Below are 23,962 nucleotides of genomic sequence, written 5' to 3'. Positions count from 1 at the left end.
TTCAACGGACGCTCTGCGTCCGCTTTTGGGACGCGGAGCGTCCCGGGCTGCATTCCCACGCAGAGCGTGGGAACGATCCACGCGCGTCAAAGACTTCAACCAGGGCGGGATGCTCTGGACCTTCAAATTGCCGAAAGATTTGGTGGTCGCCAAGCATTGATCTGACGCAAGCCCATGATCGTTCCCACGCGGAGCGTGGGAACGATCCAAACGCGTCAAAGACTTCAACCAGGGCGGCATGCTCTGGACCTTCAAATTGCCGAAAGACTTGGTGGTGGCCAAGCGTTGATCTGACGCAAGCCCATGATCGTTCCCACGCTCCCGCGTGGGAATGCCTCAACGGACGCTCTGCGTCCGCTTTTGGGACGCGGAGCGTCCCGGGCTGCATTCCCACGCAGAGCGTGGGAACGATCTACACACACACACACACAAAAACTACGACCAAATAACGAGAATCCCCCTGCCAACGGCGCATTCGTCCGGCACGCGGGGCTCTCTACCATCGATTCATCGCCTGTCCGCCCGACAGGCATCGACCCAAATAGAGGCCCACCATGATTTATGCTCAACCCGGAACACCAGGCGCCGTTGTGTCTTTCAAACCACGCTACGGCAACTTCATCGGCGGTGAGTTCGTCGCACCGGTCAATGGCGAATACTTCACCAACACCTCGCCGGTAACCGGTGAAGTGATTGCCGAGTTCCCTCGCTCCAGCGCCGCCGATATCGACAAGGCACTGGACGCTGCCCATGCCGCAGCCGATGCCTGGGGCAAGACTTCGGTTCAGGACCGCTCCCTGGTGCTGCTGAAAATCGCCGAGCGCATCGAACAGAATCTGGAGATCCTTGCGGTCACCGAAACCTGGGACAACGGCAAGGCCGTACGCGAAACCCTGAACGCCGACGTGCCGCTGGCCGCCGACCATTTCCGTTATTTCGCCGGTTGCATCCGTGCTCAGGAAGGCGGCGCCGCCGAAATCAACGAACTGACCGCCGCCTACCATTTCCACGAACCGCTGGGCGTGGTCGGGCAGATCATTCCGTGGAACTTCCCGCTGCTGATGGCTGCCTGGAAACTCGCTCCGGCGCTGGCGGCCGGCAACTGCGTGGTGCTCAAACCGGCCGAGCAGACGCCACTGTCGATCATGGTGTTTGCTGAACTGATCGCTGATTTGCTGCCGGCGGGCGTCTTGAACATCGTTCAGGGCTTCGGTCGTGAAGCCGGTGAAGCCCTGGCCACCAGCAAGCGCATCGCCAAGATCGCCTTCACCGGTTCCACCCCGGTGGGCGCGCACATCATGCATTGCGCCGCCGAGAACATCATTCCGAGCACCGTGGAACTGGGCGGCAAGTCGCCGAACATTTTCTTCGAAGACATTATGAACGCCGAGCCGCAGTTCATCGAAAAAGCCGCCGAAGGCCTGGTGTTGGCATTCTTCAATCAGGGCGAGGTTTGCACCTGTCCGTCGCGGGCGCTGGTGCAGGAGTCGATCTACGAACCGTTCATGGCCGAGGTGATGAAAAAAATCGTCAAGATCAAGCGCGGCAATCCACTGGACACCGACACCATGGTCGGCGCCCAGGCGTCCGAGCAGCAATACGACAAGATCCTGTCCTATCTGAAAATCGCTCAGGAGGAGGGGGCTGAACTGCTCACCGGTGGCGCTGCCGAGCGGCTTGAGGGTGACCTGTCCAGCGGCTATTACATCCAGCCAACATTGCTCAAGGGTCACAACAAAATGCGTGTGTTCCAGGAAGAAATCTTCGGCCCGGTGGTCGGCGTGACCACCTTCAAGGACGAAGCCGAAGCCTTGGCGATTGCCAACGACAGCGAGTTCGGCCTTGGCGCCGGTCTCTGGACCCGTGACATCAACCGTGCCTACCGCATGGGCCGGGCGATCAAGGCCGGGCGTGTCTGGACCAACTGCTACCACCTGTACCCGGCGCACGCCGCGTTCGGCGGCTATAAAAAGTCCGGTGTCGGTCGTGAAACCCACAAGATGATGCTCGACCATTACCAGCAGACCAAAAACCTGCTGGTCAGCTACGACATCAACCCGTTGGGGTTCTTCTGATCTAGCAGACACCCTTGTAGGAGCGAGCTCGCTCGCGATGGACGTTAACGATAACGCGTGCTGTCTGAATGAACGCGTCGTCCTCAGGTTCATCGCGAGCAAGCTCGCTCCTACAGGAGGCAAGCCCGCGAATGGGGCTTGCCTGACACCCCCGCCAACACCCCCTACCAATGCACCCCGCAACCTCCTTCGAAAGTAGCATTCGGTCGCGCCACAGCCCGTGTATTAATGCCTCTACCGGAATTGCCCGGGATAAGAAGAGGATTGACCCATGTGGACTAAACCCGCGTTTACCGATCTGCGTATTGGCTTTGAAGTGACCATGTATTTCGCCAGCCGTTGATCGTTTTCCCGGCCAATCCCTGCATTGGCCGGGGCCTGCACATTGGAGCGCTGCCCTATGCACATCCGGATTCTTGGCTCCGCCGCTGGCGGTGGTTTCCCGCAATGGAACTGCAACTGCCGCAATTGCGCAGGCGTACGTAACGCCAGCCTGCGGGCGCAACGGCGTACGCAGTCTTCGATTGCCCTGAGCGATAACGGTGTGGACTGGATTGTGTGCAACGCTTCGCCGGACATTCGCGTTCAGCTGGAATCATTCCCACCGCTGCAACCGGCCCGCCAGTTGCGTGATACGGCGATTGCCGGGGTGATCCTGCTGGACAGCCAGATCGACCATTGCACCGGCTTGCTGAGCCTGCGCGAAGGCTGCCCGCATCAGGTCTGGTGTACCGAGATGGTCCATCAGGACCTGAGCAGCGGTTTTCCGTTGTTCACCATGCTGAGTCACTGGAATGGCGGGCTGCAGTGGCAGCCCATCGGCTTGAGCGGCGAACCGTTCAGCATTCCCGCCTGTAGCCACCTGCGACTGCGGGCCATTGCCTTGCGCAGCAGCGCGCCACCGTATTCGCCCCATCGCGGCAATCCACAACCTGGCGACAACATCGGGTTGTTTATCGAAGACATGCGCAGCGGTCGCAGCCTGTTCTACGCCCCGGGGCTTGGACAAGTCGACGACCACTTGCTCGACTGGATGCACCGCGCCGACTGTCTGCTGGTGGACGGCACCCTCTGGCGCGACGATGAAATGCGCGTCAGTGAAGTCGGTGACAAACTCGGCAGCGAGATGGGGCATCTGCCGCAAAGCGGGCCCGGCGGAATGCTCGAGGTGCTCGAGGGTTTTCCCGAACAGCGCAAGATTCTCATCCATATCAACAACACCAACCCGATCCTCGACGAAGACTCGGCCGAGCGCGCACTGCTGGAGCGGCGCGGGATTGAAGTGGCGTTCGATGGGATGGATATCGACCTGTAATCCCTGTAGGAGCGAGCTTGCTCGCGATATGGATGTTAACGGTAACGCGGATTTTCTGGATAAACGCGTCGCACTCAGGTCCATCGCGAGCAAGCTCGCTCCTACACCGGCATTGGGGTTTGCCCGCGAAAGCGGCATGACAGGCTACCCATTGGTCTCATTGCATTCGTAACAAGATGCTTTAGGCTGGCGTTTATTTTCAAAACAATAAAAAAGGCTTTCCATGAGCCAGAACCTCAGCCAGCTGCGTAAATTCGTTTCCCCTGAAATCATCTTTGGTGCCGGTTGCCGGCATAACGTCGGCAACTACGCAAAAACCTTCGGTGCACGCAAGGTCCTGGTGGTCAGTGATCCCGGGGTGATCGCCGCCGGTTGGGTCGCCGATATCGAAGCCAGCCTGCAGGCTCAAGGTATCGACTACTGCCTGTACAGCGCGGTCTCGCCCAACCCCAGGGCGGAAGAGGTCATGCTGGGGGCCGAGATATACCGGGAGAACCACTGCGATGTGATCGTCGCCGTCGGTGGCGGTAGCCCGATGGACTGCGGCAAAGGCATCGGTATCGTTGTCGCTCACGGGCGCAGCATTCTTGAGTTCGAAGGCGTGGACACCATTCGGGTGCCGAGCCCGCCGCTGATTTTGATCCCGACCACGGCCGGTACTTCGGCCGACGTCTCGCAATTCGTGATCATTTCCAATCAGCAGGAGCGGATGAAGTTCTCCATCGTCAGCAAAGCGGTGGTGCCGGACGTGTCATTGATCGACCCGGAAACCACCCTGAGCATGGACCCGTTTCTGTCTGCCTGTACCGGCATCGATGCCCTGGTGCACGCCATCGAAGCCTTCGTTTCCACGGGGCACGGGCCGTTGACCGATCCTCATGCGCTGGAGGCGATGCGCCTGATCAACGGCAATTTGCTGCAAATGATCGCCAATCCCACAGACATCGCGCTGCGGGAAAAAATCATGCTTGGCAGCATGCAGGCCGGGCTGGCGTTCTCCAATGCGATTCTCGGTGCGGTGCATGCCATGTCACACAGCCTGGGCGGCTTTCTTGATCTGCCCCATGGGCTGTGCAACGCGGTGCTGGTCGAGCATGTGGTGGCGTTCAACTACAGCTCGGCACCGGAGCGCTTCAAGGTGATTGCCGAGACCTTCGGTATCGACTGTCGTGGCCTCAATCACCGGCAGATCTGTGGGCGGCTGGTGGAACACCTGATCGCCCTCAAACACTCGATCGGTTTCCATGAAACCCTCGGTTTGCACGGCGTCAGCATGGCGGACATTCCGTTCCTCTCGCAGCACGCCATGGACGACCCGTGCATCCTTACCAATCCGCGCGAGTCGAGCCAGCGTGATGTCGAGGTCGTCTATGGCGAAGCCCTCTGACGAACAACAGCGTGCTCTGGCCGGGCTGTTGGGGCTGGGCAGCCATTCGGCGCGCAAGAGCCATTACCCGGAGCTGGCGGCGCGTCTGGATGATCTGGAGACCGAGCGCAATCGCTATAAATGGCTGTTCGAGCATGCGGTACACGGTATTTTCCAGGCCAGCCTGCAAGAAGGGATGCGCGCTGCCAACCCGGCACTGGCACGAATGCTCGGCTACGAAGATCCACAGGAAGTGTTGTTTTCCCTGAAGGATCTGGCCGGCAATCTGTTTATTGGCGGTGTCGCCCAATTGCAGTCCATCGGCGAGACCTTGCAACGCCAGCGCAGCCTGCTTGGTTACGAAACACAGCTGCGGCGCAAGGATGGCAGTTGTCTCGATGTGCTGATGAACCTGCTGCTCAAACCTGATCAGGATGGGCTGGTAGAAGGCTTTGTCACCGATATCACCGAACGCAAACTGGCCCAGCAACGTCTGCAACAACTCAATGATGAACTGGAGCAACGTGTCGCGGCGCGCACCGACGAGTTGCTGGAAGCCAACCGCAATCTGCAACAGCAGATCGCCCGGCGCGAACAGATCGAACACGCCTTGCGCGAGGCCCGGGATGCCGCCCAAGCCGCCAATCGCAGCAAGGACAAATACCTGGCCGCCGCCAGCCATGACTTGCTGCAACCGCTGAACGCCGCACGCTTGTTGATTTCGACCTTGCGCGAGCGGGATTTGCCAGACGTCGAACAGGTGTTGGTCGAGCGCACTCATCAGGCTCTGGAAGGGGCCGAAGACTTGCTCACGGACCTGTTGGATATCTCCAAACTCGATCAGGCCGCGGTCAAACCGGACATCGCGCTTTACCGCCTCGATGAATTGCTCACGCCGCTGGTCTCGGAATTCCAGTCAGTCGCCGAGGCGTCCGGTTTGAACCTGCGGGTACGCATCGGCGATTTTGCCGTACGCACTGACTTGCGGCTGATGACACGGATCATGCGCAACTTCCTCAGCAACGCCTGCCGCTATACCGATCGGGGCAGCATCCTGCTCGGCGCCAGACGGCGGGGCGATTGCCTGCGCCTGGAAGTCTGGGACACCGGTCGCGGTATCGCCGCCGACCGGCTGGATTCAATCTTCCTTGAGTTCAACCAACTGGATGTCGGCCGCGCCGCCGACCGCAAGGGGGTGGGACTGGGTCTGGCCATCGTCGAGCGTATCGCGAAAATCCTCGGTTATCGGGTCCAGGTTCACTCACGGCCGGGACACGGCTCGATGTTCAGCATTGACGTGCCGATCTCCCGCGAAGTGCCGCTGCCCATCAGTCAGGCAGCACCGCAGCCAGGTACGGGCAACCCCTTGCCGGGCCGACGTTTGCTGGTGCTGGACAACGAATTGAGCATCCTTGAAAGCATGAGCGCACTGCTCGGGCAGTGGGGCTGTGAGGTGGTGACGGCGACCGACGAGGTCAGCGCACTGCAGGCGTTGCAAGGGCGGGCACCGGAACTGATTCTGGCGGACTTTCACCTGGATCACGGCGTCGTCGGCTGTGAGGTGGTCAAGCATCTGCGCGAACATTTTGCCCGGCCTATCCCGGCCGTCATCATCACGGCTGACCGCAGTGATCTGTGTCGACGCTCATTGCAAAAACTCGGCGCACCGCTGTTGAACAAACCGGTCAAACCCGGAAAGTTGCGCGCAGCGTTGAGTCAGTTGCTGGGTTAGTGCACGCAGGCAAGCCATCGCAACGTGCTGCATGACCGCCGAAGAGGGGGCAGGCCCGCCAGGTTGAGTGCCGATATGGCCGGCTCGGCGTCAGGCTACTCGGGTGTCCCGGTTCTGGGTCAACCAGTCGATGAACAGTGAAAACAACTCCGCCTGCGAGCTGATTTCCAGCTTGGTGTAGAGATTCTTGCGGTGCATGCGCACGGTTTCCGGAGAGATACTCAGTACCCGAGCGGTGGATTTTACCGAATGGCCACGCAGGATCAGGTGAGCGATCTCGCGTTCACGTACGGTCAGCAGGGCGCTACCGAAGTTCATGAAAGCGGCTTCGATTTGCTGGTTGAGGCTGTTCTGCGGGCCAGGTGGGGTGTCCCGCTCGGCCTCTGCAAACAGGCTCCGCAGGCCCCCGGTGGTGCCGAAACGGCGCAGCAGTTCGCGGACCATTGGCTCTACGGCACGCATCAGTCCCAGTTGTTGCGCATTGAAGGGTGTGGTGCTCAGGCCCTGGAACATGGACAGCGAAATCTTGCTCTGCCGGTCGAGGTCGACAATGTAGTAGCAGTCTTCCACGGCGCCGCTCTTGAGGTAGTAAGTCTTGTAATACTCACTGCTGAAGAAATCATCCGGAGCGATTTCCGAGAGGTGGTAGAAGCCTTCGGCGAGGCCGTTTTCCACGGCCAGACAGAACGGATCAAGCAGGTAACCACGGGAGAAGTAGCGGTTGATGATGTCGTCGCGGTGATCGCGCGGGATGCCTCGCTGGTGCAGCAGTTGCGGTGGCAGGCCTTTGCGTTCAAGGCTGATCATCATCGACTCGATGGGCGTCAAACCGTTGAGCGCCGCCGCCAGATGTTCGAGGAAGGTGGCGTCATCTATGGCCATGAAGGCCGTCGCCAGCCCGCCGTGCCAGGTCTGAAAAGCCTGGAGAGGGAGCGCGGTAGACATTTCGCTTGGGGTATCGGTCATGCCCGGCAGTCTACTCGCCGGGCACGTTGCAGGCAAAACGCCAGGAAGCCTTTTTTCCGCCATGTATTGCCGGTAGCTCATTGGCCCTGGTACTGACCGCTGCGCTTGAGTTCATCGGCGGTATCCAGGATGCATTCGCGCAGGATCCGGAGCACCTCATCAACCTGTGCGTGAGTGATGATCAGCGGCGGCGACATCACGTTCAGGTGCCCGATAGGACGCACCATCAAGCCTTTGGCTTGTGCCCGCAGGTGGATTTTCTCGCCGATGTTCAGTGCGTCCGGGAAGAGCACCTTGCTCTGTTTGTCGGCGACGAATTCGATACACGCCATCAGTCGTTTGCAGCGCACGTTACCCACCAGTGGCAGGTTGGCGAGGGTCTGCAGGCGCTCCTCCAGGTAGCTACCGACATTTTCGACGTGGGCCAGCAGGTTTTCACGTTCGATAATTTCAATGTTCTTCAGCGCCGCGATACAGCTGACCGGATGCCCGCTGTAGGTGAAACCATGGGTGAAACAGCGGCCCTTGCCGGGTTCGCCGATCACCTGCCAGATGCGCCTGGAGAAGATGCAGGCACCCAGCGGCAGGTAGCCCGAGGTCAGTCCCTTGGCAGTGGTGATGATGTCCGGTTGCATACCGAACACTTCTTCTGAGGCGAAGAACTTGCCCAGCCGACCGAACGAGGTCACCACTTCGTCGGCGACATAGAGCATGTCGTAGCGCTGGCAGACTTCCCACATACGCCGGTGATAACCCTCAGGCGGGATGATCACGCCGCCCGAGCCCATGACGGGCTCGGCGAAGAATGCCGCAACGTTGTCGGGGCCAATGGTGAGAATCTTGTCTTCGAACTCGTTGACCAGGAAGTCGAGGAAGTCCGCTTCGCTCATGCCTTTCGGTGCCCGGTAATAGTTGGGGCAAGAGACGTGGTGGAACAGGTCGCTCATGAAGTCGAATTCAGGCGCGCGGTCGGCGGCCTTGTTGCCGATCGACATGGTCAGGAAGGTCGAGCCGTGGTAGGCGTTGATCCGCGAGATGATGTGCTTCTTTTCGTGCTTGCCACGGCTGTTCTGGTAGAACTGGACTAACCGGTAGGCGGTGTCCACGGCAGTCGAGCCGCCGGTGGTCAGGAACACATGATCGAGGTCGCCGGGGGCCAGGCTGGCGAGCTTCTCGCAGAGCGCGATGGCGGTGACGTTGGCCATGTCGCAGAACGGGTTGGAGTAGGCCAGCTGGCGCACCTGATTGGCGATGGCCTCGGCCATTTCCTCGCGCCCCAGGCCGATGTTGGTGCACCACATGCCGCCGACGGCGTCGAGGTAGCGATTGCCGGCGGTGTCGTAGATATAGGCGCCATCGCCTGCGGCAATGTTCAATGAGCCTTGTTCGCGATGCTCGTCGAACATGTGGAAGCCGTGCATGTAGTGCGCCTTGTCGGCGGCGACCAGTTTTTCCTGGTCAAATTGCGCAAAGAACGCTGGGGATTGAGTTGGCATAGCCTTCACCTTCGGAATAACTGTGGGGTGGACATCTATCGGGTCCCTGACCCCCAATGCCAGTGTAGGAGCAGCCGGTCGACGCTCGATTGCTCGCGATGGATCTGAGGGCGACGCGTTTATCCAGCAAACACGTGTCATCGTTAACGCCCATCGCGAGCAAGCTCGGCTCCTACACGAGGCATTGGGGTCAGGGACTGGTGTTATTTCCCGGTCTTCACCATGTTCCAGGTGCGGGTGATCAGACGGACGCTTGCCTGCGACTGGGTCTTCTGGGTGAACAGGCGCTTGAGGGTTTCCGGGTCCGGGTAGATCGCCGGGTTGTCGCGAATGTCCGCGGTCACCAGCGCCGTCGCGGCTTTGTTGCTGTTGGCATAGCGGATGTAGTCGCTGACCTCGGCGATCACCTGCGGCTGCAGCAGGTATTCGATGAATTTGTGGGCATTGGCTACGTTAGGTGCATCGGCCGGGATGTAGAAGTCATCGAACCAGATCAGCGAACCTTCCTTGGGAATGAAGTAGTCGAGCTTGATCTTCGCTCCGGCTTCCTGGGCGCGTGCCTGGGCGGTGGCGTAGTCGCCGGACCAGGTGGTGGACAGGCACAGCTCACCATTGGCCAGGCCGTTGAGGTAACCGGTCGAATCGAATTTGCGTATGTAGGGACGCACCGCCATCAGCACCTCCTGCGCAGCCTTGAGGTCCTTCGGCTCGACGCTATTGGGGTCGCGGCCCAGATAGGTCAGCGCCAACGGGATGATGTCGGTTGGCGAATCGATCAAGGTCACGCCACAGTCAGCAAAATGTGACACGACTTTGGGGTCGAAGATCATCGCCAGCGAACCGATGGGGGCGTCCGGCATGCGTTCCCTGATCTTGCTGACGTTGTAGGTCACGCCGTTGCTGCCCCAGGTGTAGGGCGCCGAATAGGTCACGCCGGGATCGTAGTTTTCCAGGCTCTTGAGTACATGCGGGTCGAGATTCCGCCAGCTGGGCAGCAGTGTCTTGTCCAGTGGCTGGAACACCTTGGCCTTGATCAGCAGGGGCACCAGGGCGGCATTGAGCACCACCAGATCGTAGCCGGAGCGGCCCGGCAACAGCTTGCCCTGGACGGTTTCGTAAGAATCAAAGGTGTCGTAGGTCACCTTGATGCCGGTGGCTTTTTCGAAGTTGGCGATGGTGTTTTCGCCAATGTAATCCGCCCAGTTGTACAGCCGCAGCGTGTTGCCGGGCGCATCCGCGCCGTGGCTGAGCGCGGGTATTGCGGCCAGTGCCGCGCTGAGTACTGCTGCGAAGATTTTGCGCATATCAGTCCCACCTTATTGTTGTTCTTGCGCTCGGGGCGAGCTGCCAGGCTCACTTTCAAGCAGCGCCTGCAATCGCGCCATAACCCGATCGGGTAGGTGAGAGGTGCGTTCGGGTAAATGCCGGCGTTGATGCCTGGCTGCAACCCGGCGCAAGGGCGCTTAGCCGCGCCGGTGAGTCCTGGCTTGGCATTTCACCCCTCTGCACAAAACGGATAGCGATCTGCACAAAGCGGATATTGCCTCTCGCTTCGCCTTCATAACCTCACATGGCCTGAACAAGAACAATCGAGGAGCTGCCACGCGGCACTGCCGCACATGCTCAAGCAAGGTGCCGGGGATGACGCCTGCTGTATCACCCGCGTGAGCCTGTCGGTGGTGGGGGGCGACGAGGGTTTCGGGGTTTACCCATGCAGTTCTAAAAATAACAACAAGAGACAGACGCCATGCGAAATATCGACGTACATGAAGTTATCGACAACGCGCGCTTCAACCGTTTCCACTGGATGGTGTTGTTCTGGTGTGCCCTGATCATCATCTTCGATGGCTACGACCTGGTGATCTATGGCGTTGTCTTGCCCATGCTGATGAAAGAGTGGGGGTTGAGCCCGCTGGAGGCTGGGGCGCTGGGCAGTTATGCGCTGTTCGGCATGATGTTCGGTGCGCTGTTTTTCGGGCCGCTCTCGGACAAGATCGGGCGAAAGAAAACCATCACCCTGTGCGTCATCCTGTTTAGCGGCTTTACCGTGCTCAATGGTTTTGCCAGCAGCCCCACGCAGTTTGGTATCTGCCGTTTCATTGCCGGTCTGGGCATTGGCGGCGTGATGCCCAACGTGGTGGCGCTGATGAACGAATACGCGCCGAAGAAAATCCGCAGCACGCTGGTGGCGATCATGTTCAGCGGCTATTCGGTGGGCGGCATGCTCTCCGCTGGCCTGGGCATCGTGTTGGTCCCCAGCTTCGGTTGGCAGGCGGTGTTTTATGTGGCGGTTCTGCCGTTGCTGCTGTTGCCGCTGATTATGTATTTCTTGCCCGAGTCGGTGGGTTTCATGCTGCGTCAGGGGCGCAATGACGAGGCGCGCAAAATCCTCGAGCGCGTGGATCCTGGCTATGCCTGGCAAGACAGCGACCGTCTGCACATGACGGAAGTTAAAGGCACCGGCACTCCCGTCCTGCAATTGTTTCGCGAAGGCCGTGCACTGCGCACGCTGATGCTCTGGGTGGCTTTTTTCTGCTGCCTGCTGATGGTCTACGCACTGAGTTCCTGGCTACCCAAACTGATGGCCAACGCCGGTTACAGCCTGGGCTCGAGCCTGTCTTTCCTGCTGGCGCTGAACTTCGGTGCAATCTTCGGCGCGGTGGGCGGCGGGATGTTGGGCGACAAACTCAATCTGCCACGGGTATTGGCGGTGTTCTTCACCATCGCTGCAGTGTCGATCACCTTGCTCGGCTTCAAGAGCCCGACGCCGGTACTTTACCTGCTGATCGCCATCGCCGGCGCCACCACCATCGGTTCGCAAATCCTGCTGTATGCCTGTGCCGCGCAGTTCTACTCCATGGCTATACGCTCCACCGGGCTGGGTTGGGCGTCGGGTATCGGTCGCAACGGTGCCATCGTCGGTCCGCTGTTGGGCGGCGCGCTGCTGGGTATCAGCCTGCCGTTGCAGCTTAACTTCATGGCCTTTGCCTTGCCGGGGGCGATCGCCGCCATCGCCATGACCTTGTTCGCCATCAGTAGCCAGCGCCGTGCCAACAGCATTGCGTCCGCGCTGATTACGGCCAAGGCCTGAGGCTGATGAAGGGGAGGATGGCGTTCGCCGTGTTCCCCGGTTGCTCCTGAATCAATCGATTTCCCCCTGACAAGAGCATCCGGGCCGCGTGCCACGGATCGCCTGATGAGCCTTGCGGCGAGGTCCCATGAAAGCGTTGCTCCACGACTTTTCCCTGTCCGCCGCGGTCGCCGGGTTTATCGCCACGGTGATTTCCTATGCCGGGCCTTTGGTGATCATTTTTCAGGCGGCCGAGACTGCCCATCTGCCACGTGACGTGTTGTCGTCCTGGGTGTGGGCCATTTCCATTGGCAGTGCATTGCTTGGCATCGGCCTGAGCCTGCGTTATCGCGTACCGCTGATCATCGCCTGGTCGGCACCCGGGTCGGCGCTGCTGGTGGCACTGCTGCCGGGCATTTCCATGCACGAGGCGGTGGGCGCCTACCTGATCAGCAGTCTGATCATCTTTGTGGTGGGGGTATCAGGTGCCTTCGACCGGATTATCAGCAAGCTGCCAGCGGCGATCGCGGCGGCGATGCTGGCCGGCATTCTGTTCAGCTTCGGCACCGGGTTGTTCGTTTCCTTGCAAGGCAAGCCGCTACTGGTGCTGGCGATGTTCGCCACCTACCTGGTGTGCAAGCGCGTGATACCGCGTTACGCGGTGTTGGTGGTACTGCTGGTCGGTTGCTCCATCGCCTTGCTGGCGGGCGACTTGCATCGCGAGGCGCTGGTGATCGGCCTGGCCACACCGGTGTGGATCACACCGCATTTCAGCCTGAGCGCGACCCTGAATATCGCCTTGCCACTGGTGATGGTGGCGCTGACCGGTCAATTCGTGCCGGGCATGGCGGTTCTGCGTGCCAGCGGTTATGCCACGCCGGCCAGCCCGATCATCGCCAGCAGCGCGCTGGGTACTGCGCTTCTTGCCCCCTTTGGCTGCCATGGTCTGAATCTGGCGGCGATTACCGCCGCTATATGCACAGGGCGTGAGGCCCACGAAGACCCAGGCAAACGTTATGTCGCCGGGGTGGTGGGTGGCCTTTGCTACCTGCTGCTGGGCATCTTCGGCGCCACTCTGGTCTCGCTGTTTTCCGCCTTCCCCAAAGAGCTGATCGCAGCCTTGGCCGGGCTGGCGTTGTTCGCCGCAATCGCAGGTGCGCTGGCGGGGGCCATGGCGGTACCGAATGACCGCGAGGCGGCGCTGGTGACCTTGCTCACCACGGCATCGGGTATGTCCCTGTTCGGTTTGTCCGCTGCCTTCTGGGGGCTGATTTTCGGCATGTCCACGCACCTGTTGCTGAGTGCCCGGCGACCCGACTCCGTTACTCGGATAACCCGCGGCCAGGAGGAGGTGGCGCGCTGAGATCCAAGACATCCGCATCGAAACCGATGCGGGTGGAGCACTGCAACCTGTCGATCAATAACAATAAGAGCAAAACGATGAAACAGACTTTTCCAGCAACTCGTTCAGTGTTGTCCCTGGCTGTCGCCTTGAGTTTTTCCAGCGGCCTGATGGCCGCCGAGGGTGGCTTTGTCGAGGATGCCAGCGCCACCCTGCAGGCACGCAATTACTACTTCAGCCGCGACTTTTCCGACATCGTCGGGGCCAACAAGCAGTCGAAGGCCGAGGAGTGGGCGCAAGGCTTTATCCTCAACCTCAAATCGGGTTACACCCAAGGGCCGATCGGGGTAGGCGTGGATGCCATGGGGCTGTTGGGCCTCAAGCTCGACAGCAGCCCGGACCGGGCCAACACCGGGTTGTTGCCGGTGCAGGGCGATGGTCGCGCGCCGAATGATTACAGCCGTCTGGAGGCTGCTCTGAAGCTGCGTTACTCGAAGACCGAACTGCGGGTCGGCGAGTTGCAACCCAATCTCCCGGTGTTGGCCTTCAGCGATATCCGTCTGCTGCCTCCCAGCTACAAGGGCACGAGCATCACCTCCGGCGAGATCGATGGCCTGACCCTGCAGGGCGGTCATTTGAGCTCAACCAGCCTGCGCAACGAAGCTGGCGAGCAAAAACTGCAGGCCATGCTCGGTCATCTGCCGCAACGCCAGGTCAGCAGTGATGGCTTCAATTATGCGGGCGCCGATTACGCGTTCAATAACAAGCGTACCTCGGTCAGTGCCTGGTATGGGCAACTGGAGGACATCTACAGCCAGCGCTTCCTGGGCCTCAAACACAGCGAGCCTTTCGGTGATTGGACCCTGGGCGCCAATCTGGGTTACTACGATGCCCGCGAAGACGGTAAAAAGCTGCTGGGCACGATCGATAATCGGGCGTTTTTCTCCTTGCTGTCGGCCAGACACGGCGGCCATACCTTCTACCTCGGGTATCAGGGGATGTATGGCGATAGCGCCTTCCCACGGGTATTCGCCAACGTCTCGCCGCTGGGCAACGAAGCACCGACCTACGAGTTCGCCTTCACCGATGAGCGTTCCTGGCAGGTGCGTTACGACTACGATTTTGCGGCCTTGGGGTTGCCCGGTCTGACTAGCACAGTGCGTTACATCACAGGCAATAACGTCGACACCGGCAAGGGCTTCGAAGGCAAGGATCGCGAGCGCGACCTCGATCTCGGCTACGTGGTGCAGAGCGGAACCTTGAAGGGGCTCGGGATGCGGGTGCGCAACGCCGTGGCGCGCTCCAACTACCGCAGCGATATCGACGAAAACCGCCTGATCCTCAGTTACACCTGGACGCTGCGTTGATCGGCATGGAGGTTCATATGGCACGAAAAGTCTGGGCCGGGTTGCTGTTGTTTGCCGCAGGCATAGGTGCAGTGGTGTTGGCCTGGGGCGATAGCGGGCGCCTGTTGCTGGCCGCAGGGATAAATCTGGCGTTGCTGCTCGGGGCCGTGCTCTATCACCGCCAGCCAGTGGTGGTGCTCGAGGATGACGTGGAGCGCGAACCGCAACCGCCTGTGCTCAGTGCACCAGTGGCCGTGGTGCAGACGCTGACGCAGGTGCCCGAACCTGTGTGGCCGGGCGCACAAGTGCAGGCCACCCTGGAGCAGTTGACCCAGGCGGTGCTACAGACTGAGGAGGACATGCGCTTCGCCGATCAGTTGGCGCGGGCGGCGGGCGAGCGAGTGAAGTCCAGCGCGCAGAGTATGCAATCTTCGGCGAGCGTGCTGAGTGATCTGAACCTCTATTTGCAGCGTCTGGATCAGGTGTTCGACGAGCTGGGCAGTCAGTCGGTACGAATCGGTTCCATTGTCGGCAGCATTCAGGACATCGCCCGACAGACCAATCTGCTGGCGTTGAATGCCGCCATCGAGGCAGCACGAGCCGGCAGCCATGGCCGAGGTTTTGCGGTGGTGGCAGACGAGGTGCGCAATCTATCCCGCCAGGCCGCCGACTCCAGTGCTCAGATCAGGCAGATCGCTACGGGCCTGGAAAAGTCCGCCGAGGACGCGCGGCAAGGCATCGAGCACCTGACGGTTTCAACCCGGTTGGGGCTGGAGAAGGCCGAGGTCGCGTTGCACTCAATGGGCGAGCTGCGCACGGGTGCGGTGGCCAGGGTGGAGGTGGTCGAACGCATCATGCAACGGCTGGCCAGCCTGCATGAACTGGCATTGCATGCGGCGCGGCTTGTCGCATGAGTAGCGCTGCCCGGGCTTGATCAAGAGTTGCCCGAGCAGCCGCCCATGACCTGGTAAACCAGGCGATGGGTTTCACCCTGGTGATCGACATAGACCATGGTCGCGGGCACCACTTCGCAGGCGTTTGCAGTGGGCGACACCGAGATGACCTTGGCGATATCGAGTGGCTGCGCGGGGTTGTACTGAGTCGCAGGGACTTGTTCGTCGCCGGCCGCCATGACCGAGGTGGCGATGACTGCCAGAAACAGACTGATCAACGTTTTCATTTCTTTTTTCTCCGTGGTGATCCTGATGCCTGAAGTCTATTCCTTGCCTGTTGTAGATAAAGAGGGGTTTGCTTGATGCAGCCTTACATGAACCGCAACAGTCAGTGCGCCCGGAGGGCATATGGACCTGCTCAATAGCCTGCGGGTATTCGTCCGCGTGGTCGATAGCGGCAGTTTTACCGCAGCAGCGCAGGCACTCGATTTCTCTACCGCGCAAGTTTCACGGTTGGTGGCGGATCTGGAGCAGCATGTGCAGGCGCGGCTGCTGCAACGCACCACCCGGCGCCTGCGGTTGACCGAAGCCGGCGAGCGCTTTCTGCGGCGTGGCCGGCAGATACTCGAGGAAATGGACGAAGCCACCGCCGAAGCCCGCGACGCCCATCTCAACCCCAGTGGTCGGCTTCGGGTGCACAGCCTGAGCGGTTTGGGTGTGCTGATCACACCGCTGATCGCCCGTTATAGCGAGCTCCATCCTGAGGTGGTGTTCGAGCTGACCCTGTCTCAGCGCAATCCGGACCCGCTGGAAGAAGGTCATGATGTGGTCATCTCGATTGCCCAGGAATTGGCCGACTCGCAATTTGTCGCACAGGTCATCGGGCAGATTTACAGCCTGCCTTGCGCCTGCGCGCAATACTTGCAACGCCATGGTGTACCGGGCGCGCCTGTGGACCTGAATGAGCATCGCTGCTTACGCATGCTCGACCCGTTGTACCACGATGAATGGGTATTCCATGACGAGCGGGGCGGGTACAGCCTCGTACCCGGCAAGACCTTCCAGAGCAATGTCGCCGAGTCTATGGTCAAGGCCTCTGAAGCGGGCATGGGCATCAGCCTGCTGCCTTTCTATACCGCGACCCGACCGGTCAGCGAAGGCAAGTTACTGCGTGTGCTGCCGGCCTATCGCCTACGTGAACGACATGTCTACGCAGTCTATCCATCGCGGCGTTTCCTCGATGCCAAGGTCAGAACCTGGGTGGACTTTCTCAAGGTGGAGCTGCCCAAGCTGTTTGCCGAGCATGAGGCGGTCATGAACGACCCACGCCACTGGGCCTGATGCCAGCACCTTTGCAGAGGGGAAGGCGCAGATGCTCCTCAACCGGTGCCCCACCAACCAGGCCCCGATGGCTGAATCGGCGCCCCCCGTTGCTATTTGACGAACGCCTGCATGTCGCTGGTTTAAAGTCTGTTTGCGCTGTTTTTTACACGCTGATAGGGTGCGCTGATAATAATTATTACTGGCTTCGTCCGGCGCCTCCGGGCGGGGATACAAGGAAGGAAAACAGCATGCAGATTCAATCCCACGACACTGCGGATGTGGATCAGCAACTTGTCATCGCCGGTTGGCAGGAGCATTACCAGCAAATGTCACCCGGTTGTTTCCAGGGCAAGGTTGTGCACATGGAGCTGGGTGGCGTTGAGGTGTATGAAGAGCGCATGAATACGCGGATAGAACAGCATTTCCATGCGCCCGCTGATTCATTGGTATTCAGTTTCGATACTCGCAATGGCTCGCTGTATTTACTCAACGAGGAAAGTCAAAACACCTGGATCACGCCGGAAAACTATAAAGAAGTAGCCGTCGTGATTGGTCCTCAGTACCTCAAACAGCTCAATAGCCTGAACTTGAGCAGTCTTGATGGATTGTTCCTGACGCCGCTGGTATCCCAGCAAAGCCAGGTCTTCGGTCGCTGGTTGAGCAGCACGCTGCAGCAGCTGGTCGCAGCACCGTCCCAGGTGGTCGAAGAGGGCCTGGCGCAACAGCTGGTCGACGATTGCCTGTATATCCTCGACTGCCCGAGGCAGACCCTGGATCGGGCAAGCCAAAAACATCTGGCCCATGACCGCCGGCTCATTCAGCGGGTATTCGATCTGGTCATGGCTTGCCCGCAAGAGCATTTCAATGCCCTGCAACTGGCCAGTGGCGCCGGGGTGTCTGTGCGTCAGTTGCAGCAAAGCTTCACCTCATTTACCGGTGTGTCTCCCAGCCAATGGCAACGACTGCGCCGATTGAACTTCGCACGCCGCGATTTGCTGCGCACCTCGGCAGGTGAAACCACCGTGGCGGAAATCGCCATGCGCTGGTCATTCTGGCACTTGGGGCGTTTCTCAGAGGCCTATCGCGGCCTGTTCGGCGAGCTTCCCAGCTGCACACTCTTGCGCTCGCGCTAAGTAGCCAACGACCACGCATTCACGCCCCAAAATGGGGCATGAACAAACGCGCAAATCGGATAGAAGCCAGCCGCCTCACGATTGCACTATCTCCTTGAAGCACGGAACTGGGCCGCCATGGGGCGCTCGGGCATTTCCCTGTACGAGGCGTTATGAAAGGCAATCTGGATCGACTGAGCCAATGGCTCAAAGAAAACAAAATCACTGAAGTCGAGTGCCTGATCTCTGATCTGAGCGGCATTGCTCGGGGCAAAATATCTCCAACCAACAAGTTCCTCAACGAGCAGGGCATGCGCCTGCCGGAGAGTGTGTTGTTGCAGACGGTCACCGGCGATTACGTCGAAGACGATATCTACTACGACCTGCTGGATGCGGCGGATATCGACATGCACTGCCGCCCGGACGAAGGCGCGGTGTTTATCGTGCCATGGGCCCTGGAGCCCACCGCACAGGTGATTCACGACACTTATGACAAGCAAGGGAATCCGATTGAACTGTCGCCGCGCAACATCCTGAAAAAGGTGTTGAGGCTCTACACGGAGCGCGGCTGGAAGCCAATCATTGCGCCCGAAATGGAGTTCTACCTGACTCAACGCAGCCCTGACCCGGATTACCCGCTAAAACCACCGATTGGCCGTTCCGGTCGCCAGGAAACAGGGCGTCAGTCCTATTCGATCGAGGCGACCAACGAATTCGATCCGCTGTTCGAAGACATGTATGACTGGAGCGAGGCCCAAGGCCTGGACCTGGATACCTTGATTCACGAAGAGGGCACTGCGCAGATGGAGATCAACTTCCGTCACGGAGATCCGTTGTCCCTGGCCGATCAGATCATCGTTTTCAAGCGAACGCTGCGCGAGGCGGCTCTCAAACACGATGTCAGCGCCACGTTCATGGCCAAGCCAATGACCGGCGAGCCGGGTAGCGCGATGCATTTGCACCAGAGCGTGGTGGACCTGAAAACCGGCGCATCGGTGTTTTCCAATCCCGATGGCAGCATGAGTGAGTTGTTCATGCACCACATCGGCGGGTTACAGAAATACATTCCCGAAACCCTGCCGCTGTTCGCGCCCAATGTGAATTCGTTCCGTCGTTTTCTACCCGATACCTCGGCGCCGGTTAACGTCGAATGGGGCGAGGAAAACCGTACGGTCGGCCTGCGTGTGCCGGATTCGGATCCGCAGAATCGTCGGGTCGAAAATCGCCTGGCCGGTGCTGATGCCAACCCTTATCTGGCCCTGGCGGCCAGCCTGCTGTGCGGTTACGTGGGCATGGTCGAGGGGATCGAGCCAAGCCCGGCGGTGGTCGGCCGCGGTTATGAGCGACGCAACCTGCGCCTGCCGCTGACCCTGGAGGCGGCGCTCGAACGCATGGAGCACTCGGAGATCACCAAAGAGTATCTGGGCGAGCGTTTCACCAAAGGCTTTGTCGCGGTCAAACGGGTCGAGCACGAGAACTACAAGCAGGTCATCAGTTCCTGGGAACGGGAGTTCCTGTTGCTCAGCGTGTAGTGCCCCACATTCTCAAATGTACCCACAGCAAGGACATGTGAATGAAACGATTCGCGCTAAAACTCATGCTCACAACGCTCTGCGGTCTGGCTGGCCAGGCTTCGGCGCAAAGTATGGTGAATATCTATAACTGGACCGATTACATCGCTGAAACCACGCTCGCGGACTTCCAGCGGGAAACCGACATCAAGCCGGTCTATGACGTTTTCGACTCCAATGAAACCCTGGAAGGCAAGTTGCTGGCCGGGCATACCGGCTATGACGTGGTGGTGCCGAGCAATCACTTTCTCGGTCGGCAGATCAAGGCCGGGGCTTTTCAAAAGCTCGACAGGACGCAACTGCCCAACTGGAAGAACCTCGACCCGGTGTTGCTGCAACGCCTGCAAGCCAACGATCCGGGAAATCAGTACGCCGTACCGTATTTGTGGGGTACCAATGGCATTGGTTACAACGTTCAGAAGATAAAACAGGTGTTGGGCGTCGACACCATCGACTCCTGGAGCACGTTGTTCGAGGTCGAGAACCTCAAGAAGCTGCAGGCCTGCGGCGTCGCCTTCATGGACTCCGCAGACGAGGCTATGCCGGCAATGCTCAATTACCTGGGACTGAACCCCAACAGCACCCGACTGGAAGATTACAAGGTCGCGGAGCGCAAACTGCTGACCTTGCGTCCTTACATCACCTATTTCCATTCCTCCAAATACGTGTCGGATCTGGCCAACGGAAACATCTGCATCGCCTTCGGCTATTCAGGCGATGTGTACCAGGCAATCCATCGTGCCCAGGAGGCCGGGAACGGAGTAAAGATCGCCTACACGGTCCCGAAGGAGGGCGGCAACCTCTGGTTCGATATGTTGGCCGTTCCGGCCGATGCCAAAAACCCCGAACAAGCTCATGCCTTCATCAACTATCTGCTCAAACCCGAGGTGATTACCAAGGTCAGCGAGTATGTGGGCTACGCCAACGCCAATACCCCGGCTACCGCACTGATGAGTGAGGACATCACCGGCAATCCATCGATCTATCCCCCCGAATCGGTACAGGCAAAGCTCTACGTCTCGACGCAACTGCCACCCGACATCATGCGCTGGATGAATCGTTCCTGGAGCAACCTCAAGTCCGGGCGTTAACCCCTGCGCCGGGTTGCAACTTGCGCCCGGCAACTGATAGGCAGTAGCTCTTATGACGTCCCAGTTTTCTTCACCGCAGTCGTATTACAGCGCCACTCGAAATCGTCAGCTCGACTGCCCGCCACTTGAAGGCCAGGCACAGGCTGATGTGTGCATCGTCGGTGCTGGTTTCACCGGATTGAATACCGCAATCGAACTGGCTGAACGGGGCCACTCGGTGATCGTCCTGGAGGCACACCAGATAGCCTGGGGCGCCACCGGACGCAATGGCGGTCAGTTGATTCGTGGCATTGGACACGACCTTGGTGCGCACGAAAAAGCCATCGGTAGCGAAGGCGTAAAGGTGCTTGAGCAATTGGGCCTGGACGCGGTTGATTTGGTCCGTCAGCGGGTACAGCAGCACGGCATCGAGTGTGATTTGCGCTGGGGCCACTGTGAACTGGCGAACACCCCCCGACATTTTCAGAACCTGTTGGCGGAGCAGGAGGCACTCAAAAACCAGAGTTACCCTCACAAGGTCGAGCTGGTCGAACAACGCGACATGCACAAAGTGGTGGGTTCCGACCGCTATGTCGGCGGCCTGATAGACGAGGGATCGGGGCATCTGCATCCGCTCAACCTGGCATTGGGCGAGGCCGCTCTGGCCCAACGCCTGGGCGTACGCTTGTGCGAAAACAGTGCGGCCGTTCGTATCGAATATGGCAGCAGCATTCGTGTGCACACCGCCAACGGTGTGGTTCACGCCAAGACGCTGGTACTCGCCGGCAATGCCCATCTGGGTGATCTGGAACCGGCACTCAGCGGCAAGGTGCTTGCTGCCGGCAGCTACGTCGTGGCGACTGAACCGTTGAGCGAGGCCCTTGCCCGGACACTGATACCCGTCAACCGGGCGCTGTGCGATCAGCGTGTGGGGCTGGATTACTATCGTTTATCGGCGGATCGGCGGTTGCTGTTTGGTGGCGCGTGCCACTACTCAGGACGGACCCTCAAGGATATCGCCGGCTACATGCGCCCGAAAATGCTCGAGGTGTTTCCACAGCTAGCGGCTAAACGCATCGACTTTCAGTGGAGCGGGATGATTGGCATCGGCGCCAACCGACTGCCGCAGATTGGTCGCTTGCAGGCTCAGCCTAATGTGTTCTACGCCCAGGCTTACGCCGGGCATGGGCTCAATACCACGCACATGGCGGCTCGGCTGGTGGCTGAAGCCATCAGCCTTGAACACAGCAAAGGTTTCGACCTGTTCGCCAGCGTGCCGCACATGACTTTTCCCGGCGGCAAACTGCTGCGCTCTCCGTTGTTGGCAATGGGCATGTTTTGGTACCGGCTCAAGGAAATCGCAGGCCACTGATTCGCTCAGTCGCCAAGAGCAAAACCAAGATAAAAACAAAAATACAAACATAAAAGGACGTTCAGATGAAGCGATTTACCCCGTGCTTACTGGCGGCAATGCTAACGCTCCCCTCACTGCAGGCCATGGCGGCGGCGGACCTGGTACTCACCAATGGCAAGGTATTTACCGGCATTCCCGGGCAAGCCTTGGCTAAAGCAGTTGCGGTAGAAAACGGCAAGATCCTGAAAGTTGGTAGCGATGCAGACATCAACGCACTGGCCGACGCCCATACGCAACGGATCGATCTCGCCGGCAAGGTCTTGATGCCGGGCATGATCGACAGCCACAGTCACCCGGTGATGGCCGGCCTGGCTAGCCTGCGCGCAAATCTAAATGACGAAGTAAAACCGCTGGCCGACCTTGAGCGATGGATCCTGACCGAGGATCAGGCAGGTCACGCGCGCGTGGCGGACGTGGTTAGCATTGCCGGGGTCAGCTCGGCCTATTGGGAACAAAGCCACGAACTCGGCAAACGCTTCAATCAGGGCCGCTGGGCCGAGCAACCGGTGGTACTGAACGGTATTGACGGTCATACCGGCTGGGCCAATAACGCCATGCTCAAGCGCCTGAAGATCGATGCTGCACTGGTCAAAAGCCTGCCGGAAAAAGAGCGCAACTATATCGGCCACGAAGCGGACTTCACACCCAATGGTTATTTTGCAGAAAATGGCTGGGACCGGGTCCGCAGTCAACTTCCCGCCCCCCCCGCAGAGCTCATGCTGAACGCCACCCGCGAGGCGGTGAAAATCAACAACCAGTACGGCGTCACCGCCTGGATGGACGCAGCGGCTAATGCCGGCAGCGGTGACTCACTATTCGAATTCACCCCGACTGAGCAGAGTTATGGCGTACTGCCGCTCTACCGCGAACTGGCAGAGAAGGGCGAACTCAGCGCACACGTCGCCGCTTTGCTGATCACCAATCCGAAAAGCAAGCCGGCCGACCTGGAAGTTCTGGCCAAGGTGATGAAAAAATTCGAAGGCGTACCCAACCTGACCTTCCCGGGTATCAAGGTCTTTGCAGACGGCATCATGGAGTTTCCAGGGCAATCCGCCGCGGTTATCGACCCGTTCAAGAACAGTCTTAAAAGTGGCCAATTGCTAATCGACCCGGCGCACTTTGGTGAGCTGGTGGTGGCGGCAGAAAAGCGCGACTGGATCGTGCACATGCATGCCGTTGGCGACCGCGCGGTCCGTGAGTCACTCAATGGCTTTGAATATGCACGCAAGCTCAACCCGACGCCGATGGCCCATAGCATCAGCCACCTGCAACTGGTCAACCCCAAAGAGTTTCCGCGCTTCAAGCAGCTTGGGGTGATCGCCTCCATGCAGCTACTCTGGGCCACTGGTGAGGACTACACGGTGAAGTTGGTCAAACCCTATATCAGTGCCTTTGCCTACCGTTACCAGTATCCCGCGCAGTCCCTGCATAAAGCTGGCGCCATGATTGCCGGGGCCAGCGATTGGCCGGTTTCCAGCCCCAATCCGTGGAACGCCATTGCTCAGGCCAACACTCGGAAAGGTCCGCTGGGTGTGCTCAATGCCAAGGAAAGCATTGATCGTCAGACCATGTTCTACGCCTACACCATCAACGCCGCCAAAGCCCTGCGTCTGGATCAGCAGATTGGCTCTCTGGAGCCCGGCAAACAGGCCGACCTGATCATCCTCGACCGCGATGTATTCAAGGTCAGCGACGACGAGTTGTTCGACACCAAGGTCCTGAAAACCTTTTTCGCCGGCAAGCAGGTTTACGCCCCCGACGCCTGACAACCCACGCGCCCACGCCACGTAACACACCTGACGCCACGCGTTGCGGGGCGTTGGGCGCTGCCTTGCCCAAAATCACCCGCACACTCATAAAAATAAGAGAAT

The 23,962-nt window shown here is 59.5% G+C and carries 18 protein-coding genes and 1 pseudogene; 15 read left to right on the top strand and 4 right to left on the bottom strand.

All coding sequences use genetic code 11. The features are described from left to right. Positions 1-554 precede the first annotated feature (554 nt). The 5 genes from exaC to AC07O1_RS12280 all read left to right on the top strand — a co-directional run bounded on the left by exaC (position 555) and on the right by AC07O1_RS12280 (position 6,488). Positions 555-2,075, top strand: coding sequence for an acetaldehyde dehydrogenase ExaC (gene exaC, locus AC07O1_RS12300; RefSeq protein ID WP_495088952.1), 1,521 nt, complete (start codon positions 555-557; stop codon positions 2,073-2,075). 271 nt (positions 2,076-2,346) lie between these two features. Continuing rightward, a complete protein-coding gene (gene pqqA / locus AC07O1_RS12295) occupies positions 2,347-2,418 on the top strand; it encodes a pyrroloquinoline quinone precursor peptide PqqA (protein WP_010209364.1) in 72 nt (23 codons plus the stop codon). 57 nt (positions 2,419-2,475) lie between these two features. Beyond that, on the top strand, positions 2,476-3,390 hold the full coding sequence (gene pqqB, locus AC07O1_RS12290) for a pyrroloquinoline quinone biosynthesis protein PqqB (protein WP_495088951.1): 915 nt from the start codon (positions 2,476-2,478) through the stop codon (positions 3,388-3,390). 223 nt (positions 3,391-3,613) lie between these two features. Beyond that, the gene (gene ercA, locus AC07O1_RS12285; RefSeq protein WP_495088950.1) at positions 3,614-4,777 is read left to right on the top strand and encodes an alcohol dehydrogenase-like regulatory protein ErcA; all 1,164 of its coding nucleotides are present in this window, start codon (positions 3,614-3,616) and stop codon (positions 4,775-4,777) included. Next, a complete protein-coding gene (locus AC07O1_RS12280; protein WP_495088949.1) occupies positions 4,761-6,488 on the top strand; it encodes a PAS domain-containing hybrid sensor histidine kinase/response regulator in 1,728 nt (575 codons plus the stop codon). The genes ercA and AC07O1_RS12280 overlap by 17 nt, the downstream gene beginning before the upstream one ends. Positions 6,489-6,578: 90 nt before the next feature. On the opposite strand, the gene AC07O1_RS12275 is transcribed toward AC07O1_RS12280, so the two are convergent. From AC07O1_RS12275 to AC07O1_RS12265, 3 genes are all read right to left on the bottom strand, one after another. Next, on the bottom strand, positions 6,579-7,454 hold the full coding sequence (locus AC07O1_RS12275) for a helix-turn-helix domain-containing protein (protein WP_495088948.1): 876 nt from the start codon (positions 7,452-7,454) through the stop codon (positions 6,579-6,581). A gap of 77 nt (positions 7,455-7,531) precedes the next feature. Continuing rightward, positions 7,532-8,950: an aminotransferase gene (locus AC07O1_RS12270; RefSeq protein ID WP_495088947.1), complete on the bottom strand. Its 1,419-nt coding sequence runs from the start codon at positions 8,948-8,950 to the stop codon at positions 7,532-7,534. 203 nt (positions 8,951-9,153) lie between these two features. Next, positions 9,154-10,254 carry a polyamine ABC transporter substrate-binding protein gene (locus AC07O1_RS12265; RefSeq protein ID WP_495088946.1) on the bottom strand — a complete coding sequence of 367 codons (1,101 nt, stop codon included), beginning with the start codon at positions 10,252-10,254 and terminating at the stop codon, positions 9,154-9,156. A 443-nt stretch (positions 10,255-10,697) separates the two neighbouring features. On the opposite strand from AC07O1_RS12265, the gene AC07O1_RS12260 reads away from it, so the two are divergent. The 4 genes and pseudogenes from AC07O1_RS12260 to AC07O1_RS12245 form a co-directional block, all read left to right on the top strand. Then, complete coding sequence (locus tag AC07O1_RS12260) at positions 10,698-12,041, top strand: aromatic acid/H+ symport family MFS transporter (protein ID WP_495088945.1); 1,344 nt, start codon at positions 10,698-10,700, stop codon at positions 12,039-12,041. Between the two features lie 127 nt (positions 12,042-12,168). After that, a complete protein-coding gene (locus AC07O1_RS12255; protein ID WP_494992814.1) occupies positions 12,169-13,383 on the top strand; it encodes a benzoate/H(+) symporter BenE family transporter in 1,215 nt (404 codons plus the stop codon). Between the two features lie 77 nt (positions 13,384-13,460). Then, complete coding sequence (locus AC07O1_RS12250; RefSeq protein WP_495088944.1) at positions 13,461-14,729, top strand: OprD family porin; 1,269 nt, start codon at positions 13,461-13,463, stop codon at positions 14,727-14,729. Between the two features lie 515 nt (positions 14,730-15,244). Beyond that, positions 15,245-15,622 (top strand): annotated as a pseudogene (locus AC07O1_RS12245) (methyl-accepting chemotaxis protein); the annotation flags it as partial. A gap of 20 nt (positions 15,623-15,642) precedes the next feature. Here AC07O1_RS12245 and AC07O1_RS12240 read toward each other — a convergent pair. Beyond that, complete coding sequence (locus AC07O1_RS12240; RefSeq protein WP_494992816.1) at positions 15,643-15,888, bottom strand: DUF2790 domain-containing protein; 246 nt, start codon at positions 15,886-15,888, stop codon at positions 15,643-15,645. 121 nt (positions 15,889-16,009) lie between these two features. Between AC07O1_RS12240 and AC07O1_RS12235 the strand changes: the two genes are divergently transcribed. The 6 genes from AC07O1_RS12235 (at position 16,010) to AC07O1_RS12210 (ending at position 23,857) form a co-directional block, all read left to right on the top strand. Continuing rightward, positions 16,010-16,942 (top strand): LysR family transcriptional regulator, encoded by a 933-nt coding sequence (locus tag AC07O1_RS12235; RefSeq protein ID WP_494992817.1) that lies wholly within the window; start codon positions 16,010-16,012, stop codon positions 16,940-16,942. Between the two features lie 230 nt (positions 16,943-17,172). After that, positions 17,173-18,057: a helix-turn-helix domain-containing protein gene (locus AC07O1_RS12230; protein ID WP_495088943.1), complete on the top strand. Its 885-nt coding sequence runs from the start codon at positions 17,173-17,175 to the stop codon at positions 18,055-18,057. 152 nt (positions 18,058-18,209) lie between these two features. Next, on the top strand, positions 18,210-19,568 hold the full coding sequence (locus AC07O1_RS12225) for a glutamine synthetase family protein (protein ID WP_495088942.1): 1,359 nt from the start codon (positions 18,210-18,212) through the stop codon (positions 19,566-19,568). A gap of 41 nt (positions 19,569-19,609) precedes the next feature. Further along, positions 19,610-20,698, top strand: coding sequence for a polyamine ABC transporter substrate-binding protein (locus tag AC07O1_RS12220; RefSeq protein WP_495088941.1), 1,089 nt, complete (start codon positions 19,610-19,612; stop codon positions 20,696-20,698). A gap of 52 nt (positions 20,699-20,750) precedes the next feature. Next, positions 20,751-22,049, top strand: a complete 1,299-nt coding sequence (locus AC07O1_RS12215; RefSeq protein WP_495088940.1) for an NAD(P)/FAD-dependent oxidoreductase — start codon at positions 20,751-20,753, stop codon at positions 22,047-22,049. A 65-nt stretch (positions 22,050-22,114) separates the two neighbouring features. Continuing rightward, positions 22,115-23,857, top strand: a complete 1,743-nt coding sequence (locus AC07O1_RS12210) for an amidohydrolase (protein WP_495088939.1) — start codon at positions 22,115-22,117, stop codon at positions 23,855-23,857. Positions 23,858-23,962: the final 105 nt, after the last annotated feature.

Source organism: Pseudomonas sp. GW821-FHT07G10 (assembly GCF_059418545.1).
Note: the sequence above shows the minus strand (reverse complement) of the source record. Positions and strands in the feature narration are given on the sequence as shown.

Bases quoted from the DNA above. Each gene is read 5' to 3' on its own strand.
- exaC (WP_495088952.1), top strand. From the start codon at position 555: ATGATTTATGCTCAACCCGGAACACCAGGCGCCGTTGTGTCTTTCAAA.
- pqqB (WP_495088951.1), top strand. From the start codon at position 2,476: ATGCACATCCGGATTCTTGGCTCCGCCGCTGGCGGTGGTTTCCCGCAA.
- ercA (WP_495088950.1), top strand. From the start codon at position 3,614: ATGAGCCAGAACCTCAGCCAGCTGCGTAAATTCGTTTCCCCTGAAATC.
- AC07O1_RS12280 (WP_495088949.1), top strand. From the start codon at position 4,761: ATGGCGAAGCCCTCTGACGAACAACAGCGTGCTCTGGCCGGGCTGTTG.
- AC07O1_RS12275 (WP_495088948.1), bottom strand. From the start codon at position 7,454: ATGACCGATACCCCAAGCGAAATGTCTACCGCGCTCCCTCTCCAGGCT.
- AC07O1_RS12270 (WP_495088947.1), bottom strand. From the start codon at position 8,950: ATGCCAACTCAATCCCCAGCGTTCTTTGCGCAATTTGACCAGGAAAAA.
- AC07O1_RS12265 (WP_495088946.1), bottom strand. From the start codon at position 10,254: ATGCGCAAAATCTTCGCAGCAGTACTCAGCGCGGCACTGGCCGCAATA.
- AC07O1_RS12260 (WP_495088945.1), top strand. From the start codon at position 10,698: ATGCGAAATATCGACGTACATGAAGTTATCGACAACGCGCGCTTCAAC.
- AC07O1_RS12255 (WP_494992814.1), top strand. From the start codon at position 12,169: ATGAAAGCGTTGCTCCACGACTTTTCCCTGTCCGCCGCGGTCGCCGGG.
- AC07O1_RS12250 (WP_495088944.1), top strand. From the start codon at position 13,461: ATGAAACAGACTTTTCCAGCAACTCGTTCAGTGTTGTCCCTGGCTGTC.
- AC07O1_RS12240 (WP_494992816.1), bottom strand. From the start codon at position 15,888: ATGAAAACGTTGATCAGTCTGTTTCTGGCAGTCATCGCCACCTCGGTC.
- AC07O1_RS12235 (WP_494992817.1), top strand. From the start codon at position 16,010: ATGGACCTGCTCAATAGCCTGCGGGTATTCGTCCGCGTGGTCGATAGC.
- AC07O1_RS12230 (WP_495088943.1), top strand. From the start codon at position 17,173: ATGCAGATTCAATCCCACGACACTGCGGATGTGGATCAGCAACTTGTC.
- AC07O1_RS12225 (WP_495088942.1), top strand. From the start codon at position 18,210: ATGAAAGGCAATCTGGATCGACTGAGCCAATGGCTCAAAGAAAACAAA.
- AC07O1_RS12220 (WP_495088941.1), top strand. From the start codon at position 19,610: ATGAAACGATTCGCGCTAAAACTCATGCTCACAACGCTCTGCGGTCTG.
- AC07O1_RS12215 (WP_495088940.1), top strand. From the start codon at position 20,751: ATGACGTCCCAGTTTTCTTCACCGCAGTCGTATTACAGCGCCACTCGA.
- AC07O1_RS12210 (WP_495088939.1), top strand. From the start codon at position 22,115: ATGAAGCGATTTACCCCGTGCTTACTGGCGGCAATGCTAACGCTCCCC.